Annotated in this window: 34 protein-coding genes; all 34 read right to left on the minus strand. The window is 37.2% G+C overall.

The window, feature by feature from the left end:
• Window positions 1–8: 8 nt before the first annotated feature.
• Window positions 9–401 (minus strand): 30S ribosomal protein S11, encoded by a 393-nt coding sequence (gene rpsK / locus HUW51_RS03210; protein WP_185272563.1) that lies wholly within the window; start codon window positions 399–401, stop codon window positions 9–11.
• 11 nt (window positions 402–412) lie between these two features.
• Window positions 413–790: a 30S ribosomal protein S13 gene (gene rpsM, locus HUW51_RS03215; RefSeq protein WP_185272564.1), complete on the minus strand. Its 378-nt coding sequence runs from the start codon at window positions 788–790 to the stop codon at window positions 413–415.
• An 11-nt stretch (window positions 791–801) separates the two neighbouring features.
• Window positions 802–918 carry a 50S ribosomal protein L36 gene (gene rpmJ / locus HUW51_RS03220; protein ID WP_071890035.1) on the minus strand — a complete coding sequence of 39 codons (117 nt, stop codon included), beginning with the start codon at window positions 916–918 and terminating at the stop codon, window positions 802–804.
• Window positions 919–921: 3 nt separating this feature from the next.
• Window positions 922–1140 (minus strand): translation initiation factor IF-1, encoded by a 219-nt coding sequence (gene infA, locus HUW51_RS03225; RefSeq protein ID WP_185272565.1) that lies wholly within the window; start codon window positions 1138–1140, stop codon window positions 922–924.
• Window positions 1141–1146: 6 nt separating this feature from the next.
• The gene (gene map / locus HUW51_RS03230) at window positions 1147–1914 is read right to left on the minus strand and encodes a type I methionyl aminopeptidase (RefSeq protein WP_185272566.1); all 768 of its coding nucleotides are present in this window, start codon (window positions 1912–1914) and stop codon (window positions 1147–1149) included.
• A gap of 1 nt (window position 1915) precedes the next feature.
• Entirely contained in the window at window positions 1916–3232 is a 1317-nt protein-coding gene (secY, locus tag HUW51_RS03235; RefSeq protein ID WP_185272567.1) for a preprotein translocase subunit SecY, read from the minus strand.
• Between the two features lie 8 nt (window positions 3233–3240).
• Complete coding sequence (gene rplO / locus HUW51_RS03240) at window positions 3241–3687, minus strand: 50S ribosomal protein L15 (protein ID WP_185272568.1); 447 nt, start codon at window positions 3685–3687, stop codon at window positions 3241–3243.
• A gap of 2 nt (window positions 3688–3689) precedes the next feature.
• Window positions 3690–3869: a 50S ribosomal protein L30 gene (gene rpmD / locus HUW51_RS03245; protein ID WP_228467031.1), complete on the minus strand. Its 180-nt coding sequence runs from the start codon at window positions 3867–3869 to the stop codon at window positions 3690–3692.
• Window positions 3870–3873: 4 nt separating this feature from the next.
• On the minus strand, window positions 3874–4392 hold the full coding sequence (gene rpsE / locus HUW51_RS03250; protein ID WP_185272570.1) for a 30S ribosomal protein S5: 519 nt from the start codon (window positions 4390–4392) through the stop codon (window positions 3874–3876).
• 3 nt (window positions 4393–4395) lie between these two features.
• A complete protein-coding gene (gene rplR, locus HUW51_RS03255; protein ID WP_185272571.1) occupies window positions 4396–4746 on the minus strand; it encodes a 50S ribosomal protein L18 in 351 nt (116 codons plus the stop codon).
• Window positions 4747–4755: 9 nt separating this feature from the next.
• The gene (gene rplF, locus HUW51_RS03260) at window positions 4756–5310 is read right to left on the minus strand and encodes a 50S ribosomal protein L6 (RefSeq protein ID WP_185272572.1); all 555 of its coding nucleotides are present in this window, start codon (window positions 5308–5310) and stop codon (window positions 4756–4758) included.
• An 11-nt stretch (window positions 5311–5321) separates the two neighbouring features.
• Complete coding sequence (gene rpsH / locus HUW51_RS03265) at window positions 5322–5720, minus strand: 30S ribosomal protein S8 (protein ID WP_185272573.1); 399 nt, start codon at window positions 5718–5720, stop codon at window positions 5322–5324.
• A gap of 72 nt (window positions 5721–5792) precedes the next feature.
• Entirely contained in the window at window positions 5793–6062 is a 270-nt protein-coding gene (rpsN, locus tag HUW51_RS03270; RefSeq protein WP_185272574.1) for a 30S ribosomal protein S14, read from the minus strand.
• A 4-nt stretch (window positions 6063–6066) separates the two neighbouring features.
• On the minus strand, window positions 6067–6621 hold the full coding sequence (gene rplE / locus HUW51_RS03275; RefSeq protein WP_185272575.1) for a 50S ribosomal protein L5: 555 nt from the start codon (window positions 6619–6621) through the stop codon (window positions 6067–6069).
• A gap of 1 nt (window position 6622) precedes the next feature.
• Window positions 6623–6955, minus strand: coding sequence for a 50S ribosomal protein L24 (gene rplX, locus HUW51_RS03280; RefSeq protein ID WP_185272576.1), 333 nt, complete (start codon window positions 6953–6955; stop codon window positions 6623–6625).
• Window positions 6956–6957: 2 nt separating this feature from the next.
• The gene (gene rplN / locus HUW51_RS03285) at window positions 6958–7326 is read right to left on the minus strand and encodes a 50S ribosomal protein L14 (protein WP_106930152.1); all 369 of its coding nucleotides are present in this window, start codon (window positions 7324–7326) and stop codon (window positions 6958–6960) included.
• A gap of 3 nt (window positions 7327–7329) precedes the next feature.
• Entirely contained in the window at window positions 7330–7587 is a 258-nt protein-coding gene (gene rpsQ / locus HUW51_RS03290; RefSeq protein WP_185274419.1) for a 30S ribosomal protein S17, read from the minus strand.
• Window positions 7588–7591: 4 nt separating this feature from the next.
• Complete coding sequence (rpmC, locus tag HUW51_RS03295) at window positions 7592–7798, minus strand: 50S ribosomal protein L29 (protein ID WP_185272577.1); 207 nt, start codon at window positions 7796–7798, stop codon at window positions 7592–7594.
• A 2-nt stretch (window positions 7799–7800) separates the two neighbouring features.
• On the minus strand, window positions 7801–8223 hold the full coding sequence (gene rplP, locus HUW51_RS03300) for a 50S ribosomal protein L16 (protein ID WP_185272578.1): 423 nt from the start codon (window positions 8221–8223) through the stop codon (window positions 7801–7803).
• Window positions 8224–8250: 27 nt separating this feature from the next.
• Complete coding sequence (rpsC, locus tag HUW51_RS03305; RefSeq protein ID WP_185272579.1) at window positions 8251–9108, minus strand: 30S ribosomal protein S3; 858 nt, start codon at window positions 9106–9108, stop codon at window positions 8251–8253.
• Window positions 9109–9115: 7 nt separating this feature from the next.
• Window positions 9116–9505, minus strand: a complete 390-nt coding sequence (gene rplV / locus HUW51_RS03310; protein ID WP_185272580.1) for a 50S ribosomal protein L22 — start codon at window positions 9503–9505, stop codon at window positions 9116–9118.
• A gap of 2 nt (window positions 9506–9507) precedes the next feature.
• Window positions 9508–9786: a 30S ribosomal protein S19 gene (gene rpsS / locus HUW51_RS03315; protein WP_185272581.1), complete on the minus strand. Its 279-nt coding sequence runs from the start codon at window positions 9784–9786 to the stop codon at window positions 9508–9510.
• Window positions 9786–10610: a 50S ribosomal protein L2 gene (gene rplB / locus HUW51_RS03320; protein ID WP_185272582.1), complete on the minus strand. Its 825-nt coding sequence runs from the start codon at window positions 10608–10610 to the stop codon at window positions 9786–9788. The genes rpsS and rplB overlap by 1 nt, the downstream gene beginning before the upstream one ends.
• A 14-nt stretch (window positions 10611–10624) precedes the next feature.
• Window positions 10625–10912, minus strand: coding sequence for a 50S ribosomal protein L23 (gene rplW / locus HUW51_RS03325; protein WP_185272583.1), 288 nt, complete (start codon window positions 10910–10912; stop codon window positions 10625–10627).
• 2 nt (window positions 10913–10914) lie between these two features.
• On the minus strand, window positions 10915–11544 hold the full coding sequence (gene rplD / locus HUW51_RS03330) for a 50S ribosomal protein L4 (protein ID WP_185272584.1): 630 nt from the start codon (window positions 11542–11544) through the stop codon (window positions 10915–10917).
• Between the two features lies 1 nt (window position 11545).
• Window positions 11546–12163 carry a 50S ribosomal protein L3 gene (rplC, locus tag HUW51_RS03335; protein ID WP_185272585.1) on the minus strand — a complete coding sequence of 206 codons (618 nt, stop codon included), beginning with the start codon at window positions 12161–12163 and terminating at the stop codon, window positions 11546–11548.
• Window positions 12164–12332: 169 nt separating this feature from the next.
• On the minus strand, window positions 12333–12638 hold the full coding sequence (rpsJ, locus tag HUW51_RS03340) for a 30S ribosomal protein S10 (protein WP_106930172.1): 306 nt from the start codon (window positions 12636–12638) through the stop codon (window positions 12333–12335).
• A gap of 11 nt (window positions 12639–12649) precedes the next feature.
• Entirely contained in the window at window positions 12650–14749 is a 2100-nt protein-coding gene (gene fusA, locus HUW51_RS03345; protein ID WP_185272586.1) for an elongation factor G, read from the minus strand.
• Between the two features lie 2 nt (window positions 14750–14751).
• Window positions 14752–15219 carry a 30S ribosomal protein S7 gene (gene rpsG / locus HUW51_RS03350; RefSeq protein WP_185272587.1) on the minus strand — a complete coding sequence of 156 codons (468 nt, stop codon included), beginning with the start codon at window positions 15217–15219 and terminating at the stop codon, window positions 14752–14754.
• 16 nt (window positions 15220–15235) lie between these two features.
• Complete coding sequence (gene rpsL / locus HUW51_RS03355) at window positions 15236–15661, minus strand: 30S ribosomal protein S12 (protein ID WP_185272588.1); 426 nt, start codon at window positions 15659–15661, stop codon at window positions 15236–15238.
• Between the two features lie 503 nt (window positions 15662–16164).
• Window positions 16165–16488, minus strand: coding sequence for a DUF3467 domain-containing protein (locus tag HUW51_RS03360; RefSeq protein WP_185272589.1), 324 nt, complete (start codon window positions 16486–16488; stop codon window positions 16165–16167).
• 6 nt (window positions 16489–16494) lie between these two features.
• Complete coding sequence (rpoC, locus tag HUW51_RS03365) at window positions 16495–20808, minus strand: DNA-directed RNA polymerase subunit beta' (protein WP_185272590.1); 4314 nt, start codon at window positions 20806–20808, stop codon at window positions 16495–16497.
• 96 nt (window positions 20809–20904) lie between these two features.
• Window positions 20905–24777 carry a DNA-directed RNA polymerase subunit beta gene (rpoB, locus tag HUW51_RS03370; RefSeq protein WP_185272591.1) on the minus strand — a complete coding sequence of 1291 codons (3873 nt, stop codon included), beginning with the start codon at window positions 24775–24777 and terminating at the stop codon, window positions 20905–20907.
• Window positions 24778–24929: 152 nt separating this feature from the next.
• Window positions 24930–25313, minus strand: a complete 384-nt coding sequence (rplL, locus tag HUW51_RS03375) for a 50S ribosomal protein L7/L12 (RefSeq protein WP_185272592.1) — start codon at window positions 25311–25313, stop codon at window positions 24930–24932.
• Between the last annotated feature and the right edge of the window lie 22 nt (window positions 25314–25335).

Genomic DNA, 25335 nt, shown 5'->3' on the forward strand with positions numbered 1-25335 from the left:
TTATATCCTTAAACTCTTCTTCTTTTAGGAGGTCTACAACCATTATGTGGAAGTGGAGTAACATCTTTGATTGTAGTCACTTCAATACCAGCACCTTGCACTGTCCGAATTGCAGATTCTCTTCCGGCACCAGGACCTTTAACAAAAACTTCTGCTTTACGCATTCCTAATTCATGTGCTACTCGTGCACAATCAGAAGCAGCCATCTGGGCAGCGTATGGTGTGTTCTTCTTAGAACCTTTAAAACCCATTTTACCAGCAGAAGCCCAAGAAATGACCTGTCCGTTATTGTTGGTAATAGAGATGATAATATTATTGAAAGATGCTTTGATGTGTACTTGTCCTGTAGGTTCTACAACAACTACACGCTTCTTGGCTTTATCTTTTCTTTTTTGAGCCATAACTATATTACTTATTTAGTAGCTTTTTTCTTGTTAGCAACTGTTTTCCGCTTACCTTTACGAGTACGCGAGTTGTTTTTAGTACGCTGACCTCTCACAGGCAAGCCTTTTCTATGACGAAGGCCCCGATATGAACCAATATCCATCAAACGTTTTATATGCAGCTGTACCTCTGAACGCAACACACCTTCGGTCTTATGTTCTGAAGCAATAATGCTACGAATAGTACCTGCTTCTTCTTCAGTCCATTCGCTTACTTTTTTATCCCAGCTTACTCCAGCCTTAGTCAGTATAGATTGGGAAGCTCTACGACCTATACCATAAATATAAGTGAGCGAAATCTCACCTCTTTTTTTATCTGGAATATCTACTCCTGCAATTCTAGCCATATAAAAATAAATTATCCTTGTCTTTGTTTATATCGTGGGTTTTTCTTGTTGATCACGTAAAGCTTCCCCTTACGACGAATTACTTTGCAATCTACGCTTCTTTTCTTAACAGATGCTTTAACTTTCATTTTCTATTTGTATCTATAAACTATTCTTCCTTTAGTTAAATCGTATGGCGACATCTCAATCTTAACTTTATCTCCGGGAAGAATTTTGATATAGTGCATTCTCATTTTGCCGGATATATGAGATATTACTTGATGCCCATTTTCTAATTCTACTCGAAACATTGCATTGGACAATGCCTCTACTATTGTCCCATCTTGTTCGATAGAAGACTGTTTAGCCATATATAATTATTCTTCCTTTTCTATGTATTTGAAAGTAGTCAGAACTTCAGCCTGATCTTTTCGTACTACAACTGTATGTTCAAAATGAGCAGAAGGCTTGTTATCTTTAGTACGGATGGTCCAACCATCTAATTCTTGAAAAATATTTTTACTACCTAAATTAACCATGGGTTCAATAGCTAATACTAAACCTTCTTGCAATTTTATTCCTGTACCCCGTCTTCCATAATTAGGAACTTCCGGGGCTTCATGTAAATGTTTACCTATTCCGTGGCCTACTAATTCTCTAACTACTGAAAATCTTTTTCCTTCTACATAACTTTGAATAGCTGAACTAATATCACCTAATCTTAATCCAGCTATAGCATTTTCAATACCTAGATATAATGACTTCTTAGTAGCATCTAACAAATTCTTTATTTCCGGCTCAACTACATCTACAGCATGAGTATAAGCTGAATCTGTATGATAGCCTTTATAAAAAACACCACAATCTACAGAAACAATATCTCCAGGTTTAAGTTCATAATCACTTGGCAAACCATGAACTACAACGGAATTAACTGAAACACATAAACTATGAAGAAATCCATTATAACCTTTAAAAGAAGGACTACCCCCATGATCTAGTATAAACGTTTCAGCTAGTTCATCTAAAAATTTAGTGGATACTCCAGCTTGGATGTATTTAGAAATTTCACCATGAGTTTTGCCTAATATCTCAGCTCCTTCACGAAGTATACTAATTTCTTCTTCTGTTTTGTAAAAAATCATTTTAAGAGGCCAAGGCTATATTCTGCGACCTTCCTTTTAATTTACCAGATTTCATCATACCATCATAATGGCGCATGAGTAAATAACTCTCAACTTGATTAAGAGTATCTAAAACTACTCCTACCATTATAATTAAAGAAGTTCCTCCAAAAAAAGCAGAAAACTCTCTAGTTACTCCAAAGATTAATGCTATAGAAGGGAAAATAGCAATTAAAGCTAAAAATAATGCACCAGGCAAAGTAATTCTATCAAGAACATCTCCAATATATTCAGAAGTTGCTAGACCTGGTTTTACACCAGGGATAAAGCCACCACTTCTTTTTAAATCATTAGATATTTGATCGGGATTAACACTAATGGCTGTATAGAAATAAGTAAAAATCAATATTAAAAAGCCAAATAAAGCATTATACTGCCAGCTTGTATAATCAGAAAATGTTGTTCCAATATAAGAAGCAGTTTCACTTGTATCCCGCCAGATAGAAGATATTAAAGCCGGAATAAACATTAAAGATTGGGCAAATATAATAGGCATTACTCCTGCAGCATTTACTTTTAATGGTATAAACTGCCTTTGACCACTATATTGTGTAGTACCACCTACTTGCTTAGCATACTGTACAGGTATTCTGCGAACTGCTTGAGTTAACATAACTACTGCCATAACCACTAAATAAAGAACAAATAGCTCTAATAAAAATATTAATAGCCCATTTAATCTTTTTGATAATAATTCTTGCAAAATAGCACTAGGAAGTCTAGAAACAATTCCAATCATTATCAACATGGATATACCATTACCTATTCCTTTATCCGTAATTTTTTCTCCTAACCACATACAAAAAATAGTACCTGCAGTTAAAATGACTACAGAAGAAATTGTAAATGATAAGTTACTTACGGCAATAGCTTCAGCATTTATGGTGGCAATAAATCCAATTGATTGCGCAGCAGTTATAGCTATTGTTAAAACTCTAGTATACTGATTAATTTTTTTCCTGCCAGACTCTCCTTCCTTTTGTAACTTTTGAAAATAAGGAACAGCTATAGTAAGTAGTTGCAAGACTATGGAAGCAGATATATAGGGCATTATACCTAATGCAAAAATAGAAGCATTACTAAATGCTCCTCCTAATAAAGTATCTAATAACCCAAAAATGCCTTGCGAGTTAGACTGTAGTTTAGAAGAATCAATGCCCGGTAAAACAACATAAGAACCTAATCTAAAAATTGCAATAAAACCTAAGGTATTCAATATACGAGTCCTTAGGTCTTCAATTGCAAATATATTCTTAACTGTTGTTATAAACTTTTTCATAAAGCTAATTATATAAGCACGATTTTACCACCTGCTTTTTCGATCAACTCAGAGGCAGATTTAGAAAATGCATGAGCATGTATTTCTATCGGGTTATTAATTTCGCCACGTCCTAAAACTTTAACTTTATCATTCTTAGAAATAAGACCGTGCGCTTTAAAAAATTCTAAATCAACAACATTCACCTGTAAACTATTAGCTAAAGATGAAATCACATCGATATTGATAGGAGAATATTCAACTCTATTAAAATTTTTAAAACCAAATTTTGGCACACGTCTTTGCAAAGGCATTTGACCACCTTCGAAACCGATTTTACTAGAGTATCCAGACCGTGACTTTGCTCCTTTATGGCCACGAGTGGAGGTTCCTCCACGTCCGGAGCCAGTACCCCGACCTATTCTTTTTCTATCCTTAACAGAGCCTAAGGCTGGTTGTAATAAGCTTAAATTCATTGCTACAATTCTTTAACTTCTACTAAATGTTGAACTTTACGGAGCATACCTGCAATCTGCGGAGTATTTTCAACAAGAACAGATTTGCTTATTTTCCCTAAACCTAAAGCTTGAATCGTAAGCTTCTGATTCTTGGAACTATCAATAATACTTTTAACTTGAGTAATCTTAACTTGCGCCATTTCGTTATCCATTAAAAACTTTTGAAAGATTAACGCCACGTTGTTGAGCAACAGCTAATGGATCGCGCATTTTAGAAAGTGCATCAAAGGTTGCTTTTACTACGTTATGCGGATTAGATGAACCTTTAGATTTAGCTAATACGTCTTTAATACCAGCACTTTCAAAAACAGCTCGCATTGCACCACCGGCTATTACACCAGTACCAGCAGCAGCTGGCTTAACAAGCACGAAGCCTCCTGAAAATTTTCCTTCGATAGAATGAGGTACTGTATGATGATATACAGGAACTTTCACTAAATTTTTTTTAGCATCATCAATGCCTTTAGCAATTGCATCAGTTACTTCGTTAGCTTTACCTAAACCATAGCCTACAACCCCATTTCCATCACCTACAACTACGATTGCTGAAAAGCTAAATCGACGGCCACCTTTAACTACCTTAGCTACCCTTTTTATGGCAACTACTCTTTCTTTAAGGTCAATGTCACTAGCCCGTACAATTCTTAAATTATTCTTAGACATATATTAAAATTTAAGGCCTCCTTCACGAGCACCTTCAGCCAACGATTTTACTCTACCGTGATATAAATATCCTGAACGGTCAAATACAACTTCTGTAATCCCTAGATCCAGTGCTTTATTCGCTAACGTTTTTCCTACATGAGAAGCAATTTCAATTTTTGAGCTTCCAGTAATATCAATGGAACCTGAAGAAACTGAAACCAAGGTTTTACCCTCTTGATCATTAATCAACTGAGCATAAATTGCACGGTTACTTCTAAACACAGATAAACGAGGTTTTGTAGATGTACCGGAAATTTTCGTTCTGATACTCCGTCTGATCCGTAGCCTTCTTTCTGATTTTTGAACTGACATTATTATCGATTATTTAGATGCTGTTTTACCAGCTTTTCTTCTGATTATTTCGCCAACAAAACGTATACCCTTGCCTTTATAAGGTTCTACTTTGCGTAAGGATCTTATTTTTGCTGCAACCTGACCAATTAATTGCTTATCTATACTTTCTAATATAATCACTGGAGCCTTACCTTTTTCGGTAACAGCACTTGCAGTAACTTCTTTAGGTAAAGCTAAAAATATATTATGCGAGTAGCCAAGAGAAAGCTCTAAAGTATTATTAGATGCTGTAGCTTTATAACCAACACCAACTAATTCAAGTTGCTCTTTAAATCCATCACTTACTCCAACAACCATATTATTGATCAATGAACGATAAAGACCATGCATGGCTTTATGTCTTTTTTGATCAGTTGGTCGTTCTACAATTAGCTGTCCATCAACTTTAGATAGCTTAATATCTCGGTCAACTTGGGTTTGAAGAGTACCTTTTGGTCCCTTTACCAAAATGGTATTGTCTGCGTTAAGATTAATCTCAACACTGGCAGGAACAGTTATAGGCAATTTACCAATACGTGACATATTTCAATTTATTAATAAACGTAACACAATACTTCACCACCAACATTTAGACCTTTAGCTTCTTTTTCGGTCATTACTCCTTTTGAAGTAGATAAAATGGCAACTCCTAAACCGTTAAGTACCCGCGGAAGATTTTCAAAATGAGCATATTTCCGCAATCCAGGCTTGCTGATTCTTTCTAAATGAACTATAGCAGATTGTTTAGTTGCAGGATTGTATTTAAGTGCAATCTTTATAGTGCCTTGTACCGAAGAATCATCGAACCGATAACTTTGAATATACCCTTTCTCATGTAAAACCCGTGTGATTTCTTTTTTTATTTTGCTAGATGGTATTTCAACTATGCGATGATTTGCTTTGATAGCATTCCGCAATCTAGTTAAATAATCTGCTATGGGATCTGTATTCATTATGAATATAATTTTATAGCTCAGTTTTTCGAGCCGCAAAGATACTATTTAATTGTATAAAAAAAAATAAAATTACCAACTAGATTTGGTAACACCCGGAATTTTACCAGCTGAAGCTAATTCCCGAAAAACTACCCTGGATATTCCAAATTTCCGAATATATCCTCGTGGTCTTCCGGATAATTTACAACGATTATGCAACCGCACAGGTGATGCATTCCGTGGTAGCTTATCTAAAGCTTCATAATCTCCAGCTTCTTTTAATTCTTTTCTTTTAGCTGCATACTTTTCAACAGCTTTTTGTTTTTTTAATTCGCGCGCTTTTACAGATTCTTTCGCCATTATTCTACTTTTTTAAATTTTGAAAAGGCATCCCGAAAGCTTTTAACAATTCATAACTTTCTTCATCATTCTGCGCTGTAGTTACGAAAGTTATGTCCATACCTGAAATAGCCTTAATTTTATCAATACTAATTTCTGGAAAAATGATTTGCTCCTTTATACCTAATGTATAATTGCCTCTACCATCAAAACCTTTATCATTTATACCACGGAAATCCCTTACCCTCGGCAATGCCACAGTTAAAAGTCGATCCATAAATTCATACATCTGATCACCTCTTAATGTAACACGAGCTCCAATAGGCATGCCTTCACGCAATTTAAAATTAGATACGGAATTTTTAGCTTTGGTAGCTACCGCTTTCTGACCTGTAATAGTAGTCAATTCGTCAACGCCAATATCAACTAGTTTTTTATCAGCAACGGCATTACCAATGCCTTTGTTGATACATATTTTAGTGATGCGTGGAACTTGCATGATGCTTTTATACTGAAATTTTTCTTTCAGCGAGGATATAATCTCCTTTTGATATTTCTCCTTTAATCTTGCAGTTGCCATTTTATATATTCTCTCCAGTTTTTTTTGAATAACGCTGCAACTTACCTTCAGCGTTTAACTTTTTGCCTGTTCTCACTACTTGGTCGCCTTCTACTAACATAACATTACTTGCATGAATAGGAGCTTCCTTTTGGGTAATGCCACCATTAGGCGTTTTCGCAGTTGGTTTATTATGTTTTGTAACCATATTTAAACCTTCTACAACTACTTTATTAGTTTTAGTAAGTACTGATATAATTCTACCTGTATTGCCCTTTTCGTTACCTGCAATTACCTTAACTGTATCACCAGTTTTAACATGTAGTTTGTATGGCTTTTCTATAACTTGTTTCATGATTATAATACTTCAGGTGCTAATGAAACAATTTTCATAAATTGCTTTTCTCTTAACTCACGAGCCACTGGACCAAAGATACGTGTTCCACGTGGTTCATCGTTATTATTCAATAATACAGCAGCATTATCATCAAAACGGATATATGATCCATCTTTTCGACGGATTTCTTTTTTCGTTCTTACAACTACTGCTTTAGAAACTGATCCTTTCTTAACATTACCCGAAGTAAGGGCAGACTTTACAGTTACAATGATTTTATCTCCAATAGAAGCATATTTTTTACCAGTACCACCTAGTACCCTAATGCAAAGAACTTCTTTGGCTCCGCTATTATCGGCAACTGATAACCTTGATTCTTGCTGTATCATTTCCTATTTTGCTCTTTCAATTATTTCAACTAAACGCCAATTCTTCGTTTTACTTAAAGGCCGCGTTTCCATTATTCTAACCGTATCACCAACTCCACACTCATTTCTTTCGTCATGAGCCTTAAACTTTGTGGATTTAGAAACGAACTTACCATAGATTGGATGCTTCATTTTGCTTTCCACAACTACAGTAATAGATTTGTTCATTTTATTTGATACAACTCTACCAGTTTTTTCTTTTCTTAAATTTCTCGTTTCCATCATATTATAATTGAGAGCTTGTGTTTAATTCCCGATTACGCAACTCTGTATTTAATTTTGCTATAATCTTCCGCGACTCTTTTATCTTTAAGGGATTTTCAAGAGGAGAAATTGAATGAGCAAACCGTAAGTTTTGATTATTTGTTCTTTCTACAGCAAGGCGCTCCTTTAGTTCATTTAAGGAAAGTGCTCTTATATCTGAATATTTCATAATTATTTCTCAACGTAATCTCTACGTACAACAAACTTGGTTTTAACTGGTAACTTTTGAGCAGCTAACCGCAACGATTCTTGAGCAGTAGCAAGGTCAACTCCATCTGACTCAAACAAAATGGTACCTGGTTTGATTACTGCTACCCAATATTCCGGAGATCCTTTACCTTTACCCATCCGAACCTCAGCAGGCTTTTTAGTAATAGGTTTATCAGGAAATATACGAATCCAAACCTGTCCTTCCCTTTTCATTGCTCTTGTCATGGCAATACGAGCAGCTTCTATTTGGCGACTGGTAATCCAAGATGCTTCTAATGATTTTATAGCAAAGGAACCAAAGGAAATAGTACTGCCTCTATAAGCAAACCCATTAACCCGGCCTTTATGCATTTTTCTATAAACGGTCCTTTTTGGCTGTAACATTTTTAATTTCTCTTAATATGTAAATTATTAACGACGGCCAGCACCACCGCCTCCTCTATTTGAACCACCTCGGCTATTATTACCCCGGTTACCCCGATCATTGCGTCCTTCACCACGATCATTACGATCATTTCTTCCTCTTGAATTACGGTCACCGCTTCTATCTCGGTCTGTTCTGTCTCCACCTCGTTCATTTCTTGGCGAAGTTGCTGAATTATTTACGGCTTTAGCAGGTTCTTGATTTGGAGACAAATCTTTTTTACCAAAGACTTCTCCTTTAAAGATCCATACTTTAATGCCAAGTTTACCATATACTGTCTGCGCCTCAGATAAAGCATAGTCAATATCAGCACGTAATGTATGCAATGGAGTACGACCTTCTTTATAGTGTTCAGTACGGGCCATTTCAGCGCCACCTAAACGTCCAGAAACCTGGATTTTTACTCCTTCAGCACCTACCCGAATAGCAGAAGCAATAGCTTGCTTCATTGCTCTTCTAAAGGAAATACGAGCCTGTAATTGCTGAGCTACGGACTCTCCCACTAATTTAGCATCAAGCTCTGGTCTTTTGATCTCGAATATGTTAATTTGAACATCCTTATTAGTGATTTTCTTTAACTCTTCTTTGATTTTATCTACCTCTTGCCCTCCTTTACCAATTACAACACCAGGTCTTGCAGTATTAATTGTTATTGTAATTCTCTTTAAGGTTCTTTCCAATACAATTTTTGAAATACCACCTTTAGGAATCCGTGCTAAGATATATTTTCTTATCTTTTCATCCTCAATAAGTTTTTCAGCAAAATCTTTACCGCCATACCAGTTAGAATCCCAACCTTTAATAACGCCTAGTCTAAAACCTACCGGATTAACTTTTTGTCCCATCTTGAATTTATTTGGCTTTAACCGAGTTTTGTGAAATACTTACTAATTCTTCTTCTGAAATACTATCAATGACTATTGTCACATGATTCGAACGCTTTCTGATTCTATGACCCCGGCCCTGAGGAGCTGGTCTTAGTCTTTTCAGCATTTTACCTTCATCTACAAAAATGCTTTTTATAACTAAGTTAGCATCTTCTAAGCGAACATCTTCGTTCTTCTGTTGCCAATTAGATAATGCAGATAAAAGAAGCTTTTCAATTTTCTCAGCTCCAGCGTTAGCTTCAAATTTTAATAAACCCAAAGCTTTGTTAACACTCTTTCCTCTTACTAAGTTCGCCACAAGACGCATTTTACGAGGTGATGTTGGAACGTTTTTTAATTTAGCTATTGCTTCCATGCTTATCTTTTACCTTTATCTTTCTTAGCTACGTGACCACGGAAATTACGAGTTGGAGCAAATTCACCTAATTTATGTCCAACCATATTTTCCGTCACATAAACCGGAATAAATTTATTGCCATTATGTACTGCAAACGTATGCCCTACAAAATCAGGTGAAATCATAGAACGACGTGACCAAGTTTTTATAACAGCTTTTTTACCAGAGCTGTCCATTGTAGTAACTTTATTCTCGAGCCGAAAGTCAATATAAGGCCCTTTTTTTAATGATCTTCCCATTATTTTTTACCTCTATTAACAATCAGGTTCTCAGAATATTTATTTTTATTTCTTGTTTTTCTACCTTTTGCGTACAAACCTTTACGTGAACGTGGGTGCCCACCTGATGATTTACCTTCACCACCACCCATAGGGTGATCAACAGGGTTCATAGCAACACCTCTTACTCTTGGACGAATGCCTAACCATCTGCTTCTACCTGCCTTGCCTAGATTTTCATTCATGTGATCTGCATTAGATACAGTACCTACTGTAGCAACACAGTTAACAAGAACCATCCGCATTTCGCCTGAAGGTAATTTCAAAGTAGCATATTTACTTTCACGAGCTACTAATTGAGCATAGGTTCCTGCACTTCTGGCTAGTGTTCCGCCATTACCCGGCATTAACTCTATATTATGTACAATAGTACCTAAAGGAATATCCGTCAAAGGCAAGCAATTCCCCACTTCTGGTGCCACACCTGGACCTGATATTACAGTGCTTCCAACTTTTAAACCAGCAGGAGCTAAAATATAGCTTTTTTCCCCATCTGCATAGTAAAGTAATGCAATTCGTGCTGTCCGATTTGGATCATATTCAATCGACTTCACAACAGCCGGAACACCGTATTTATTTCTTTTAAAATCTACTAACCGGTACTGTTTTTTATGACCACCGCCAATGTAGCGCATTGTCATTTTACCGGAATCATTTCTACCACCAGATTTTGAAATTGGTGCCAACAAAGATTTTTCAGGAGTTGAAGTTGTAATCTCATCAAACTCCGGCGCAATTCTAAATCTTTGACCTGGTGTTATTGGTCTTAATTTTTTTAATGCCATTTTATAGTTACGTATTAAATGCTACTGTAAAAATCAATAATATCACCTTCTTTAACAGTGACAATTGCTTTTTTTACCATTGGCTTACGCCCAGATACGACACCAGCTTTGGTATTTTTAGTTTTCAATTTACCTTGTATACGCATAGTAGCCACCTTCTCTACTGTTACTCCATAGAGTTTTTCGATATGCTTCTTTATCTCTACTTTGTTTGCGTTTTTACCAACTTCGAATGCATATTTGCCTTTCTCGTTCAAAGCGGTCATTTTCTCCGTTACTAAAGGTCTTTTCAGAATTTCCATTTTTATCTCGTATAGAGTTTTTCTAACGTACTTACAGTTTCTTCTGTTAATAACAGATTGTCTGTATTCAACAAATCATAAGTAGTTAAATTTGCAGCTGTTAATACTTTAACTCGTTTTAAATTACGGCTTGACAGAAATACATTCTCGTTTGCTTCGGATGTAACAACTAATGTTTTTTTATCAGCAATAGATAAATTAGTTAAAATCGAAGTAAAATCTTTAGTTTTTGGTTGAGCTAATTGAATCGGTTCAACTAAAGCTATTTTATTATCTTTCATTAAAGAAGACAATGCAGATATTCTAGCTAAAGATTTTACTTTTTTATTTAATTTAAATGAGTAGTTTCTTGGTCTAGGTCCAAACACTCTACCACCACCTATAAATACAGGTGATTTCATTGAACCGGCACGTGCGCCACCTGTACCTTTTTGCTTTTTAAGCTTTTTAGTAGTTCCAGAAACCTCGTTACGTTCTTTTGATTTATGAGTACCTTGTCTCTGGTTGGCTAAAAATTGCTTTACATCCAGATACATAGCATGGTTATTTGGCTCAATTCCAAATATTTCATCTGAAAGAGATACCTTTCTGCCAGTATCCTGTCCATTAATATTTAATACAGAAAGTTCCATTTTATTTCTCTAATACAACAAATGAATTTTTGGCACCAGGAACAGAGCCACTTACTAAAATTAAATTTTTGTCTGATAAGACGCGCATTACCCGTAGGTTCTGGATTTTTACGCGATTATTACCCATGCGGCCTGCCATACGCATACCTTTGAAAACTCTTGAGGGCCAAGAGCATGCTCCAATTGAACCTGGATGCCGAGCCCGGTTATGCTGACCATGTGTTTGGCCACCAACACCACCGAAGTTGTAACGTTTCACTACCCCTTGAAAGCCTTTACCTTTAGATGTACCAACTACATCCAAGTACTCTCCTTCTTCAAATAAGTCAACACCTACTGTATCCCCTAATTTAAAACTTTCATCTTCTGTTCTAAATTCAACAACTTTAGCCTTAGCAGAAGCGTTAGCTTTTTTAAAGTGTCCGTTTAAAGCACGAGAAACTTTTTTTTCTTTTACATCACCAAAGCCTAATTGTACAGCTTGGTAACCATCCACTTCTACAGTTTTAACCTGTGTCACTACACAAGGTCCTGCTTGAATCAGCGTAACTGCTACGCTTTTTCCTTCAGGCGTGAAGAGGCTTGTCATTCCGATTTTTTTACCGATAATTCCAGGCATTCTTTTTTTTGATTAATACAAAATTCCACCTTAACCTTTCGCTAAGGGAGTGCAAAGATAGTAAATTAATATTATAATTTACAAACTTTATCTAGCAAATAATTAAATACATACATAAAAAAAGGAACCAGAAATCATCAGGTTCCTCTTTTTATAAATGTATCAATTATCAAACTTTTATTTCAACATCTACTCCACTAGGTAACTCTAATTTCATTAAAGCATCCACGGTTTTAGAACTAGTAGAGTAAATATCAACTAAGCGCTTGTAAGTACATAATTGAAATTGTTCTCTTGCTTTTTTATTTACGTGGGGAGATCTTAAAACTGTAAATTTATCTTTTTCGGTTGGCAATGGAATTGGACCACTTACAATGGCACCGGTAGCCTTAACTGCCTTGACAATCTTCTCAGAAGATTTATCAACCAAGTTATGGTCGTAAGATTTTAATTTAATTCTTATTTTCTGATTCATATTATTCTTTACTATTTACCGGTTCCTTTAATTTTTGCTACAATTGCATCCGCAAGGTTCTGCGGCACTTGCTCATAATGAGAGAATGTTAAGTTTGCCGTTGCTCTACCTGATGTTAAAGTTCTTAAATCGGTTACATAGCCAAACAATTCAGACAAGGGCACATCAGCTTTTACTACTTGTGAACCAGCTTTTGTGTCCATTCCTTTCATTAAACCTCTTCTTCTATTTAAATCTCCTGTAACAGGCCCAGTATATTCATCTGGCGTGATAACTTCTAACGCCATTATAGGTTCTAGTAGCTTAGGAGCACATTTACGTGCTGCTTCTTTAAAGCCTTGGCGAGCTGCTAACTCAAAAGACAATGCATCCGAATCTACTTCATGGTAAGAGCCGTGGAATAAACGTACTTTCATAGCTTCGATCGGGAATCCAGCTAATACGCCATCTTTCATTGCTTCTTCAAAGCCTTTCTGAATCGCAGGAATAAATTCTTTTGGAATAACACCACCAACTATTGCATTAACAAACTCTAAACCAGCTTTATCATCTGTGCGAGGTCCGATTTCAAAAACAATATCACCAAATTTACCTCTACCACCAGATTGCTTTTTATAAGTTTCCCGATGTTCAACGCTTTTAGTTATTGTTTCTTTATATGCTACTTGTGGCGCTCCTTGATTTATTTCTACCTTAAATTCTCTTTTAAGGCGATCCATAATAATTTCCAGGTGAAGCTCTCCCATTCCTCTCAAAATGGTTTGGCCTGTTTCCTGATCAGTATGTACTTGCAAAGTGGGATCTTCTTCAACAAGTTTTCCAATTGCCATACCCATTTTATCAGCGTCAGCTTGTGTTTTAGGCTCAATTGCATACCCAATTACTGGTTCTGGAAAATCCATTGCTTCCAGTACAATTTTGGCGTCCTGCGCACAAAGAGTATCACCCGTTTTAATGTCTTTAAAACCAACTACTGCACCAATGTCTCCCGCACTTAATCTTTCAATTGCATTTTGCTTATTAGCATGCATTTGAAAGATTCTTGAAATACGTTCTTTATTATTTGAACGCGTGTTGTATACATATGAACCTGATTCCAATACTCCTGAATAGGCTCGTATAAAGCAAAGGCGGCCAACATACGGGTCAGTAGCAATTTTAAATGCTAATGCAGCAAAAGGATCACTTTCTGATGGCTTACGAGCAACTTCTTCTCCTGTATCTGGATTTGTACCTTTAATACTTTCTTTATCTAAAGGAGAAGGACACAATGCCATTACATAATCAAGCATGGTTTGTACCCCTTTGTTTTTGAAAGAAGAACCGCAGAGCATAGGTACAATAGCCATATCAATAGTAGCTTTTCTTAATGCAGCTAATATTTCATCTTCCGTGATAGATTCAGGATCTTCGAAATATTTTTCCATTAAGCTTTCATCGTACTCGGCTACTGCTTCTAATAACTTCTCCCGATATTCTTTTGCTTCTTCCAGCATATCATCTGGAATTGGAACTTCTGTAAAGGTCATTCCTTTATCATGCTCATTCCATTCAATGCCCCGGAAATTTACTAAATCAACTACCCCTCTAAAATTATCTTCGGAACCAATTGGCAATTGTAATGCTACTGCATTACTTCCCAACATTTCTTTCACTTGTCTTACTACAGCAAGGAAGTCTGCACCAGACCTGTCCATTTTATTTACGAAACCAATACGGGCAACATTATAGTTATTTGCTAATCGCCAGTTTGTTTCTGATTGAGGTTCTACACCATCAACAGCGCTAAACAAGAAAACTAAACCATCTAATACCCTAAGAGAACGGTTTACTTCCACTGTAAAATCAACGTGTCCTGGTGTATCGATAATGTTAATGTGGTATTTATCTCCTCTATAATTCCAATTAACAGTAGTAGCCGCTGAAGTAATTGTAATTCCGCGTTCCTGCTCCTGTTCCATCCAGTCCATAGTTGCAGCTCCATCATGAACCTCACCTATTTTATGGCTTACTCCAGAATAGTAAAGAATACGTTCTGTTGTGGTTGTTTTACCTGCATCAATGTGTGCAGCAATACCAATATTTCTTGTGAACTTTAAATCGCGAGCCATTTTTAAAATCTAAAATGTGAGAAGGCTTTATTTGCTTCAGCCATCCGGTGAGTATCATCTTTTTTCTTAACAGCAGCACCTTCCCCTTTAGCAGCAGCAATTATTTCTCCTGCTAGTTTATCAGTCATCGTTTTTTCACCCCGCTTTCTAGCGTACAGAATCATCCATTTGATACCTAATGAAATTTTTCTATCAGGTCTTACTTCTGTTGGAACTTGAAAAGTTGCACCGCCCACCCGGCGGCTTTTAACCTCTACGCTAGGCATAATATTATTTAAAGCCTTTCTCCAAGTCTCTAAACCATTTTCTTTTGTTCTTTTTTCTACCACTTCGCATGCATCATAAAAAATATTGTAAGCAATACTTTTCTTACCGTCATACATCAGGTAGTTTACAAATCTTGTTACCAAAGTTTCTTTATACTTTGGGTCTGGAAGAAGAACTCTATTTTTAGGTTTTGCTTTTCTCATCTTTTAACAAACTATTTTATTTCTTTTTACCTGGAGCTGGTTTACCGCCTTTAGCAGCAGCTGCTTGTCCTGGTTTAGGACGCTTTGCTCCGTACTTGGATCTTCTTTGTAACCTACCATTAACTCCTGCTGTATCTAATGCCCCACGAATTATATGGTAACGAACTCCAGGCAAATCTTTAACTCTACCGCCTCGGATTAATACAATTGAGTGTTCCTGCAAATTATGTCCTTCCCCAGGAATGTAAGCATTTACTTCTTTTCCATTTGTTAAGCGCACTCTAGCTACTTTTCTCATAGCTGAGTTTGGCTTTTTAGGAGTAGTCGTATAAACACGGGTACACACACCTCTTCTTTGTGGGCATGAATCTAAGGCAGGAGATTTTGATTTTGTTGTTAACTTTTCTCTACCTTTTCTTACTAATTGCTGTATAGTAGGCATTTAATAATGTTTTATAATAATCTATTTTCTTCCAAAAACGGTTTGCAAAGGTATATAATTTACTTTGCAAAATCAAAAATTTAATTAAGTAATTATTAGGATGTTATTAGTTATTTAATGAATATAGAGTAACTTCATTCTATCTCTACCCTAAATTATTCTATTTTAAAATTGGATTAAGTTCAAATCCTATTCTTTTACATCTATGTAACTTTTTAATATAGCCAGATATTTAGTTGCCTTATCTTCTATGATATATAGTCAGAAGCTTTATATTATTCTACTTAAAACAAATAAGTTATTACTGCTTTTCTGTAACTATCTTATATTCACTAGTAACTTCTACTTGCTTTTACTTGATATGATAATACACTATTCCTAAATTTTATATTTTTTTAATAAAAACAGGATGTGCTAAATTGTTATCTTTTAAAAAAATCCTAAATACATAACATAAAAAAGCCCTTGCTACTAACAAGGGCCTTTTTATGTTATGTAGTAGGTTATGCTTCACCTATATTATTCCCAAAGTTCATCGGAAAACTTGGTTCTTCTTGAGTTTGTTTGATTGTACCAAAAGAAGTCTCATATCTTTGAATATTATCTGCTAAAGCTGCTAACAATCGTTTTGCATGCTCTGGTGTGATAACAATTCTAGATTTAACCTTTGCCTTCGGTATTCCTGGCATTAAACGGATAAAATCAATTACAAACTCGCTACTGGAATGTGCAATCATAGCCAAATTAGCGTATTCCCCTTCTGCAATTTCTTCAGTGAGTTCAATATTAATTTGATTCTGATCATTTTTAACCGATTCCTTTGCCATACGATTTTATCTATTTAATAATTCAGACTGTCTGGCTTTAGTTGCTTGCTTAGAAGCAATTAGCGAGTCGTACTCTTCCCGTGACCCTACAATTAAATTATTATATTCGCGTAAACCAGTACCAGCAGGAATCAGGTGCCCTACAATCACGTTTTCTTTCAGGCCTAAAAGCTCATCTGCTTTTCCTTTAATAGCAGCTTCACTTAACACTTTAGTTGTTTCTTGGAATGAAGCAGCAGAGATAAAGCTTTGAGTACCTAAGGAAGCTTGCGTTATTCCTTGTAGTGTTGGCTTAGACACAGCTGGTTGCGCATCGCGTACTGTTACTAAACGTAAGTCACGGCGTTTTAAACTCGAGTTCTCATCTCGTAACCGGCGTGAAGTAACAATTTGTCCTGGTTTTAAATTTGATGAATCACCAGCATCTTCCACAACTTTCATATCAATAATCGTATCGTTTTCTTCCATGAAAGAAACTTTATCTACAATTTGATTCTCTAGGAAAGTTGTATCTCCTGGATCTATCACCATAACTTTCTGCATCATCTGGCGAACTACTACCTCAATGTGCTTATCATTGATTTTTACCCCTTGTAAGCGGTAAACTTCTTGAATCTCGTTAACCAAGTATTCTTGTACTGCACCTGGGCCTTGAATATTTAAGATATCCGTTGGAGTAATAGCACCATCAGATAGAGGCAATCCGGCCCGGATAAAATCGTTATCCTGAACAAGGATGTGCTTTGATAATGGCACCATGTACTTTTTCTTCACGCCATCTTTCGATTCAATGAAGATTTCACGGTTACCGCGTTTAACTCCACCGTATGTAACTACTCCGTCAATCTCCGATACTACCGCAGGATTAGATGGATTACGAGCTTCAAATAACTCCGTAACACGTGGCAAACCACCAGTAATATCACGGGTCTTACCAATTGCACGTGGTATTTTAGCTAAAATTTGTCCTGCTCTAATCTGCTCTCCGTCTTCTACGGTCAGGTGAGCCCCTACCGGAATATTATAACCTTTGCTTTCTCCGCTACTTGGATTTACAACGATAGATGGGTTTTGAGTCTTATCTTTGGTTTCAATAATTACTTTTTCCCGGTGACCGGTTTGCTCATCCGATTCTTCCCGGTAAGTGATACCTTCAATTAAAGACTCGTATGAAATAAGACCATCAAATTCAGATAAAATTACTGCATTGTACGGATCCCATGCGCAAATCTCATCACCTTTGTTAATAGTTTGGCCTTCTTCAACCGTTAAGAATGAACCATAAGGAACGTGATTTGTGATCAGGATTTTATTTGTACCTGGTTCTACAATTCTCACTTCACCAGAACGCCCCATTACTACTTTAACTGTAGCACCTTCATTATTGACTGTTTCTATCGTCCGAACATCTTCAAACTCAATTACTCCATTAAACTTAGCCCTGATAGCTGCATCTACAGCAATGTTTGATGCCGTACCACCCACGTGGAAAGTACGAAGAGTTAACTGAGTACCTGGTTCCCCAATTGACTGAGCTGCAATAACACCAACGGCTTCCCCTTTCTGCACCATACGTCCAGAAGAAAGGTTACGGCCATAACATTTGGCACAAATTCCACGCTTGCTTTCGCAAGTAAGCACCGAACGGATTTCAATAGTTTCGATTGAGGTAGCTTCTATTTTTCTAGTTATCTCTTCTGTAATCTCAGAACCCGCCTCTAAGATCATTTCATTATTTACTGGATCAATAATGTCGTGAACATTTACCCGGCCGAGAATTCTTTCTGAAAGAGATTCAACAATATCCTCATTATCCTTAAGTGCACTTACTTCCAAACCACGTAAGGTACCGCAATCTTCTTCGTTCACGATCACGTCCTGAGAAACGTCAACTAAACGACGTGTCAAGTAACCAGCATCTGCGGTTTTAAGTGCTGTATCGGCCAAACCTTTACGAGCACCGTGCGTAGAAATAAAGTATTCAATTACATCTAAACCTTCCTTAAAATTAGAAAGAATAGGGTTCTCAATAATTTCTCCTACTGAACCTTGTAATGATTTCTGTGGCTTCGCCATCAGTCCCCGCATACCACCTAACTGACGTATCTGCTCCCGGGAACCACGTGCTCCAGAGTGCATCATCATATAAATAGAGTTAAATCCTTGATCGTCTTTTTCCAGACGACTCATCAGAGTTTCCGTAATCTGGTTGTTTATACGAGTCCAGATATCAATTACCTGATTGTATCGTTCGTTGTCGGTGATTAAACCCATGGAATAGTTTGCCCATACTGCATCAACATCTTTTTTGGCTTGCTCTACCAGTATATCTTTTTCTTTTGGAATAACGATATCGCCAAGCCCCATTGACAAACCACCTTTGTAAGCAGACTGGAATCCTAAAGTTTTAATATCATCCAGGAACTGGGCCGTACGAGCCATACCAGTTGCTTTAAACACTCGGGAAATAATCTGCTGTAATTTTTTCTTAGTCAAAAGTTCATCCACAAAGCCCACTTCTTCCGGCACAAATTGATTGAATAGTACCCGACCAGCTACCGTCTCAATAACTTTGGTTACTATCTTTTCATTTTCGTCCAGTACGTTCGTTCTAACCTTTATGTAGGCATGTTTAGAAAGTTGGCCTTCATTAATAGCAATTATTACTTCTTCAGCACTATAGAATGTTCTACCTTCTCCCGCGATTTTCTCGTTTTCAGTAGAACGCTTCCCTTTAGTTACATAATATAAGCCCAATACCATGTCCTGCGATGGTACTGCAATTGGCGCACCATTAGCTGGGTTCAGAATATTATGTGATGCCAACATTAACATTGAGGCTTCCAAAATAGCCGCCGGACCAAGTGGAACGTGTACCGCCATTTGGTCACCGTCAAAGTCAGCGTTAAAAGCAGTACATACTAATGGGTGTAACTGAATCGCTTTACCTTCAATTAACTTAGGTTGGAAAGCTTGAATACCTAAACGGTGAAGCGTAGGAGCCCGGTTCAATAATACCGGATGTCCTTTCAACACGTTTTCTAGAATGTCCCAAACAACCGGGTCTTTCCGGTCTACAATTTTCTTGGCTGATTTTACTGTTTTAACAATACCCCGTTCAATCAACTTGCGAATGATAAACGGCTTAAAAAGCTCAGCAGCCATGTTTTTAGGCAGACCGCATTCATGCAGCTTTAATTCCGGGCCAACAACAATTACGGAACGGCCTGAATAATCTACCCGCTTACCTAATAGGTTTTGACGGAAACGGCCTTGCTTACCTTTCAACATATCTGAAAGAGATTTTAAGGCTCGGTTACCTTCCGCCCGCACCGCGTTTACTTTACGAGAATTGTCGAATAAAGAATCAACAGCTTCCTGTAACATACGCTTTTCATTCCGTAAAATTACTTCGGGAGCTTTAATCTCAATTAATCTTTTCAAACGATTATTCCGGATAATAACCCGACGATACAAATCATTTAAATCTGATGTAGCAAAACGCCCACCATCCAATGGCACTAATGGACGCAGTTCTGGCGGAATTACTGGAACCATCCGGATTACCATCCACTCAGGTTTATTTTCTATCCGCGTAGCTGCATCCCGGAAAGCTTCTACAACACGTAACCTTTTTAATGCTTCTCCTTTTCGCTGCTGCGAGGTTTCGTGAGCGGCAGAATAGCGTAATTCATAAGACAAATCATCAAGGTTAATTCGAGTTAACAATAACTCTAATGCCTCAGCGCCCATCTTTGCAATGAATTTGTTAGGATCACTATTGTCTAACATTTGATTTTCCCGAGGAAGTTTATCTATCATATCCAGATATTCATCTTCCGTTAAGAAATCTAAAGTGTTAACACCATCTTCAGCTAAAATACCAGGTTGAACTACTACATACCGTTCGTAGTAGATAATCTGATCTAATTTTTTAGTAGGTAGCCCTAATAAGTAACCAATTTTATTTGGCAATGATTTAAAGTACCAGATATGAGCAACCGGAACCACTAATTCAATATGGCCCATCCGCTCCCGGCGTACCTTTTTCTCCGTTACTTCTACACCGCAACGGTCGCAGATAATACCTTTATATCTGATTCTTTTATATTTACCGCAGTGACATTCCCAATCTTTAACCGGACCAAAAATTCGCTCACAGAATAAACCACCCATTTCAGGTTTGTAAGTTCTGTAGTTAATTGTTTCCGGCTTAGTTACTTCACCATTCGACCGTTCCAGAATAGACTCCGGAGAAGCCAGGCTAATTGTAACTTTAGAGAAGTCCTGAACTAATTTTTTATTTTTTGCAAATGCCATTTTTCAGATTTGAAAATTATACAATTTGTCTGTTCTAAACACAACGAAAGGAAGACCAGAAACATTTCATTTCTGGTCTTCGCTTTTAAATATGTGTTAATCTAATGTGATTTCAAGAGCCAAACCTCTTAACTCATGAATCAATACATTAAATGATTCTGGTATATTAGGTTTTGGCAATACATCACCTTTTACTATAGCTTCGTAAGCCTTGGCTCTACCAATTACATCATCTGATTTAACAGTCAGAATCTCTTGCAATACATGAGATGCACCAAAAGCTTCTAACGCCCAAACTTCCATCTCACCAAAACGCTGGCCACCAAATTGGGCTTTACCACCCAACGGTTGTTGTGTAATTAATGAGTACGGTCCTATAGAACGCGCGTGCATCTTATCATCTACTAAGTGACCTAACTTCAGCATGTAAATCACACCAACTGTAACAGGCTGATCAAATTTATCACCGGTTAATCCATCATATAGATAAGTCCGGCCATAACGTGGTACGCCAGCCTCTGTCAACTCGGCAGATACTTGTTCCTCAGATGCGCCATCAAAAATTGGTGTAGCGTACTTTTTACCTAACTTTAAACCTGCCCAACCTAATACTGTTTCATAAATCTGGCCAATGTTCATCCGGGAAGGTACCCCTAATGGATTTAATACAATGTCCATTGGTGTACCATCTTCTAAGAAAGGCATATCTTCTTCTCGAACAATACGAGCTACTACCCCTTTATTACCATGCCGCCCCGCCATTTTATCACCTACTTTAAGCTTACGCTTTTTGGCAATATAAACTTTTGCTAATTGTACAATACCGGCTGGTAACTCATCCCCAACTTCTAATGTAAATCGCTCCCGTTTGAAACGAGCAGAAATATTGTTACGACGCTTGTTATAATTTTTAACCAGCTCAATAACCATATTATTAATTCGTTCATCGGCAGTCCAGTTCTCCAGAATCAGATCTTTAAATAAATTTACTTCTTCTGGTACGGCGTAATTACTCTCGTCTTTATAAGGGTTTTTATCCGGAAATAAGTTTTCCGCAATGTTTTTCCGGGAGAATTTCACACCTTTCGACATGATTTCGTCCCCAAACTTATGCTTAACCCCATTAGTAACTTGTCCATCAAGTAATTGAGATAATTTATCGATCATTATATTTTTTACAGCTTTTAATTCGCTGTTATAATGCGACTTTAAATCTTCAACTTCTTTCTTAGACTTAGCCCGAAGATTTTTATCTTTTTTCGGACGGGAGAACAACTTGGTTTCTATAACTACCCCGTTTAAAGATGGTGGCGCTTTAAGAGAGGCGTCTTTCACATCACCAGCCTTATCCCCGAAAATAGCTCTTAAAAGCTTTTCTTCAGGAGTTGGATCTGTTTCACCTTTTGGCGTAATCTTACCAATTAAAATATCACCTTCTTTTACCTCAGCACCCCGGCGGATAATACCGTTTTCATCTAAGTTACGAACAGCTTCTTCACTAACGTTAGGAATTTCAGACGTTAATTCTTCTTCTCCCCTCTTAGTCTCTCTTACTTCTAACTCAAATTCCTCTATGTGGATAGAAGTAAATACATCATCACGTACTACTTTCTCCGAAATTACGATAGCATCCTCAAAGTTATAACCTTGCCATGGCATAAAGGCTACTTGCAAATTACGTCCTAAAGCTAATTCACCATCATTGGTTGCGTAGCCTTCGCATAAAGCCTGACCTTTTTTCACTATGTCGCCTCTATGCACAATGGGAGTTAAGTTAATGCACGTATCTTGGTTAGTTCTTCTGAATTTAATCAGATCATAGGTTACATACTCAGCGTCGAAGCTTACTAATTTATCATCTTCGCTCAAGTCGTATTTAACTACCACCTTTGTTGCATCCACAAATTCAACAACTCCTGGACCTTCAGCTACAATTAAAGCTCTTGAATCAATTGCAGCACGCCCTTCTAAGCCAGTACCTACAATTGGAGCTTGTGGCTTTAATAATGGTACAGCTTGACGTTGCATGTTTGAACCCATCAAGGCCCGGTTAGCATCGTCGTGTTCTAAGAATGGAATTAGAGACGCCGCCACTGATACGATTTGATTAGGAGCCACGTCCATATACGTATAAGTCGATGGTTCTGTAACTGGGAAGTCACCTTCAAAACGTCCTTTTACTCTATCGGATAAGAAATTACCTCCTTCATCTATCACTGCGTTTGCCTGGGCAATATGGTGTGTATCTTCTTCTTCCGCAGTTAAGTAAACGACACCTTTTTCTACTTCTACCTTTCCTTCGGTTACTTTACGGTATGGAGTTTCAATGAAACCCATATTATTTACCCGGGCATGTACACATAAGGAAGAAATCAAACCGATGTTTGGTCCTTCAGGTGTTTCAATTGTACACAAACGTCCGTAGTGGGTATAGTGTACGTCACGAACCTCAAACCCGGCCCTCTCTCTAGATAAACCTCCTGGTCCTAAGGCAGAAACCCGGCGTTTGTGAGTTATCTCGGCCAAAGGGTTAGTTTGGTCCATAAACTGAGATAACTGGTTTGTACCAAAGAAAGAGTTAATAACTGAAGAAAGAGTTCTTGCATTGATCAAGTCAACCGGCTTAAACTCCTCGTTATCCCGAACGTTCATACGTTCTTTGATGGTACGAGCCATACGGGCTAGTCCTACACCAAATTGAGCATATAATTGCTCACCTACGGTGCGTACCCGACGATTGCTTAAGTGGTCGATATCGTCTACTACAGCTTTAGAGTTAATTAAACCTATTAGGTATTTTACAATAAGAACTATGTCTTCATTCGTAAGTACCTTTGCATCCCAGTTATTATCCAGGCCTAATTTTTTATTTATGCGATACCTTCCAACATCTCCTAAATCGTAACGCTTATCCGAGAAGAATAACTTCTGGATAATATCACGAGCAGTTTCTACGTCTGGAGCTTCTGTATTACGTAACTGACGATAAATCTGCTCAACAGCTTCTTGCTCAGAGTTAGAATTATCTTTTTGTAACGTATTATAGATGATAGTATAATCGGCAATATTTACATTTTCCCGATGCAGAATAATCGACTTTGCTCCAGAATCCAGAATGGTGTCAATATCTTCTTCGGTTAAAGTGGAATCACGCTCTAATAAAACTTCATTCCGGTCAATAGAAACAACTTCACCAGTATCTTCATCCACGAAATCTTCTGTCCAGGTACGTAATACCCTTGCGGCTAACTTACGTCCTACAGCTTTCTTCATGGTCTTTTTATCAGCAGGTACTTCTTCCGATAGCCCGAATAAATCCAAAATATCTTTATCTGTACCGTATCCAATAGCCCGGAGTAGAGTAGTTACTGGAAATTTCTTTTTCCGATCTATATAGGCATACATCACGTTGTTTACGTCAGTAGCAAATTCAATCCAGGAACCTTTAAAAGGAATAATCCGGGCTGAATATAGTTTTGTTCCGTTAGTATGTTTACTTTGAGCAAAGAATACTCCCGGCGAGCGATGTAGCTGAGAAACAATAACCCGTTCTGCTCCGTTGATAACAAAAGATCCTTTTTCCGTCATATAAGGAATATTTCCTAAGAAAACTTCCTGTTCGATAGTTTCGAAATCTTCATTATCTTCGTCATTACAAATCAGACGAAGCTTTGCCTTTAAAGGCACAGAATATGTTAAACCCCGATCAATACATTCATCAACAGAATATTTAGGTGGGTCAACATGATAATCAATAAATTCAAGAACAAAATTTTCCCGAGAGTCAGAAATTGGAAAGTTCTCAGCAAATACCTTAAACAGTCCTTCATCTGTCCGGTTTTCAGCGGGTGTTTCTAATTGAAAAAAGTCGCGAAAAGATTGTAGCTGAACATCAAGAAAATCTGGGTAGTCAATTACGGGTGTAATCGAAGCGAAGTTAATGCGCTCACTTATTTTATGTTTAGCCAAAACTTTGATATTTAAAGTTTACAAACTTATTTATATTTAGCCCAAGTACCTTTTAAATGCATATTAGAAAGTTTCTTGGGTACAAACAGGAAAAGACCTGACTAAATTGCCAGGTCTACTTATTGGTAGAAGATTGTAAGGATTAAGTTTATTTATTTAACCTCCACTTCAGCACCTGCTTCCTCTAAAGATTTTTTCAGAGATTCTGCTTCATCTTTAGCAACACCTTCTTTCAATGGTTTTGGAGCAGCATCAACTAATTCTTTAGCTTCTTTCAGGCCTAAACCAGTTAATTCTTTTACTAATTTCACTACTGCTAGTTTAGAAGCACCAGCACTCTTCAATATTACATCAAAAGCTGTTTTTTCTTCAGCTGCAGGAGCATCTGATCCACCAGCAGCACCGCCGGCTACCATCACAGGAGCTGCAGCTGCCGGCTCAATGCCGTATTCATCCTTTAGGATTGTAGCTAGTTCATTTACCTCTTTTACAGTTAAATTAACTAACTGCTCAGCGAATGCTTTTAAATCTGCCATTTTTATTTAAAAATTAAAGTTA

The organism is Adhaeribacter swui (genome assembly GCF_014217805.1).
Taxonomy (GTDB): Bacteria; Bacteroidota; Bacteroidia; order Cytophagales; family Hymenobacteraceae; genus Adhaeribacter; species Adhaeribacter swui.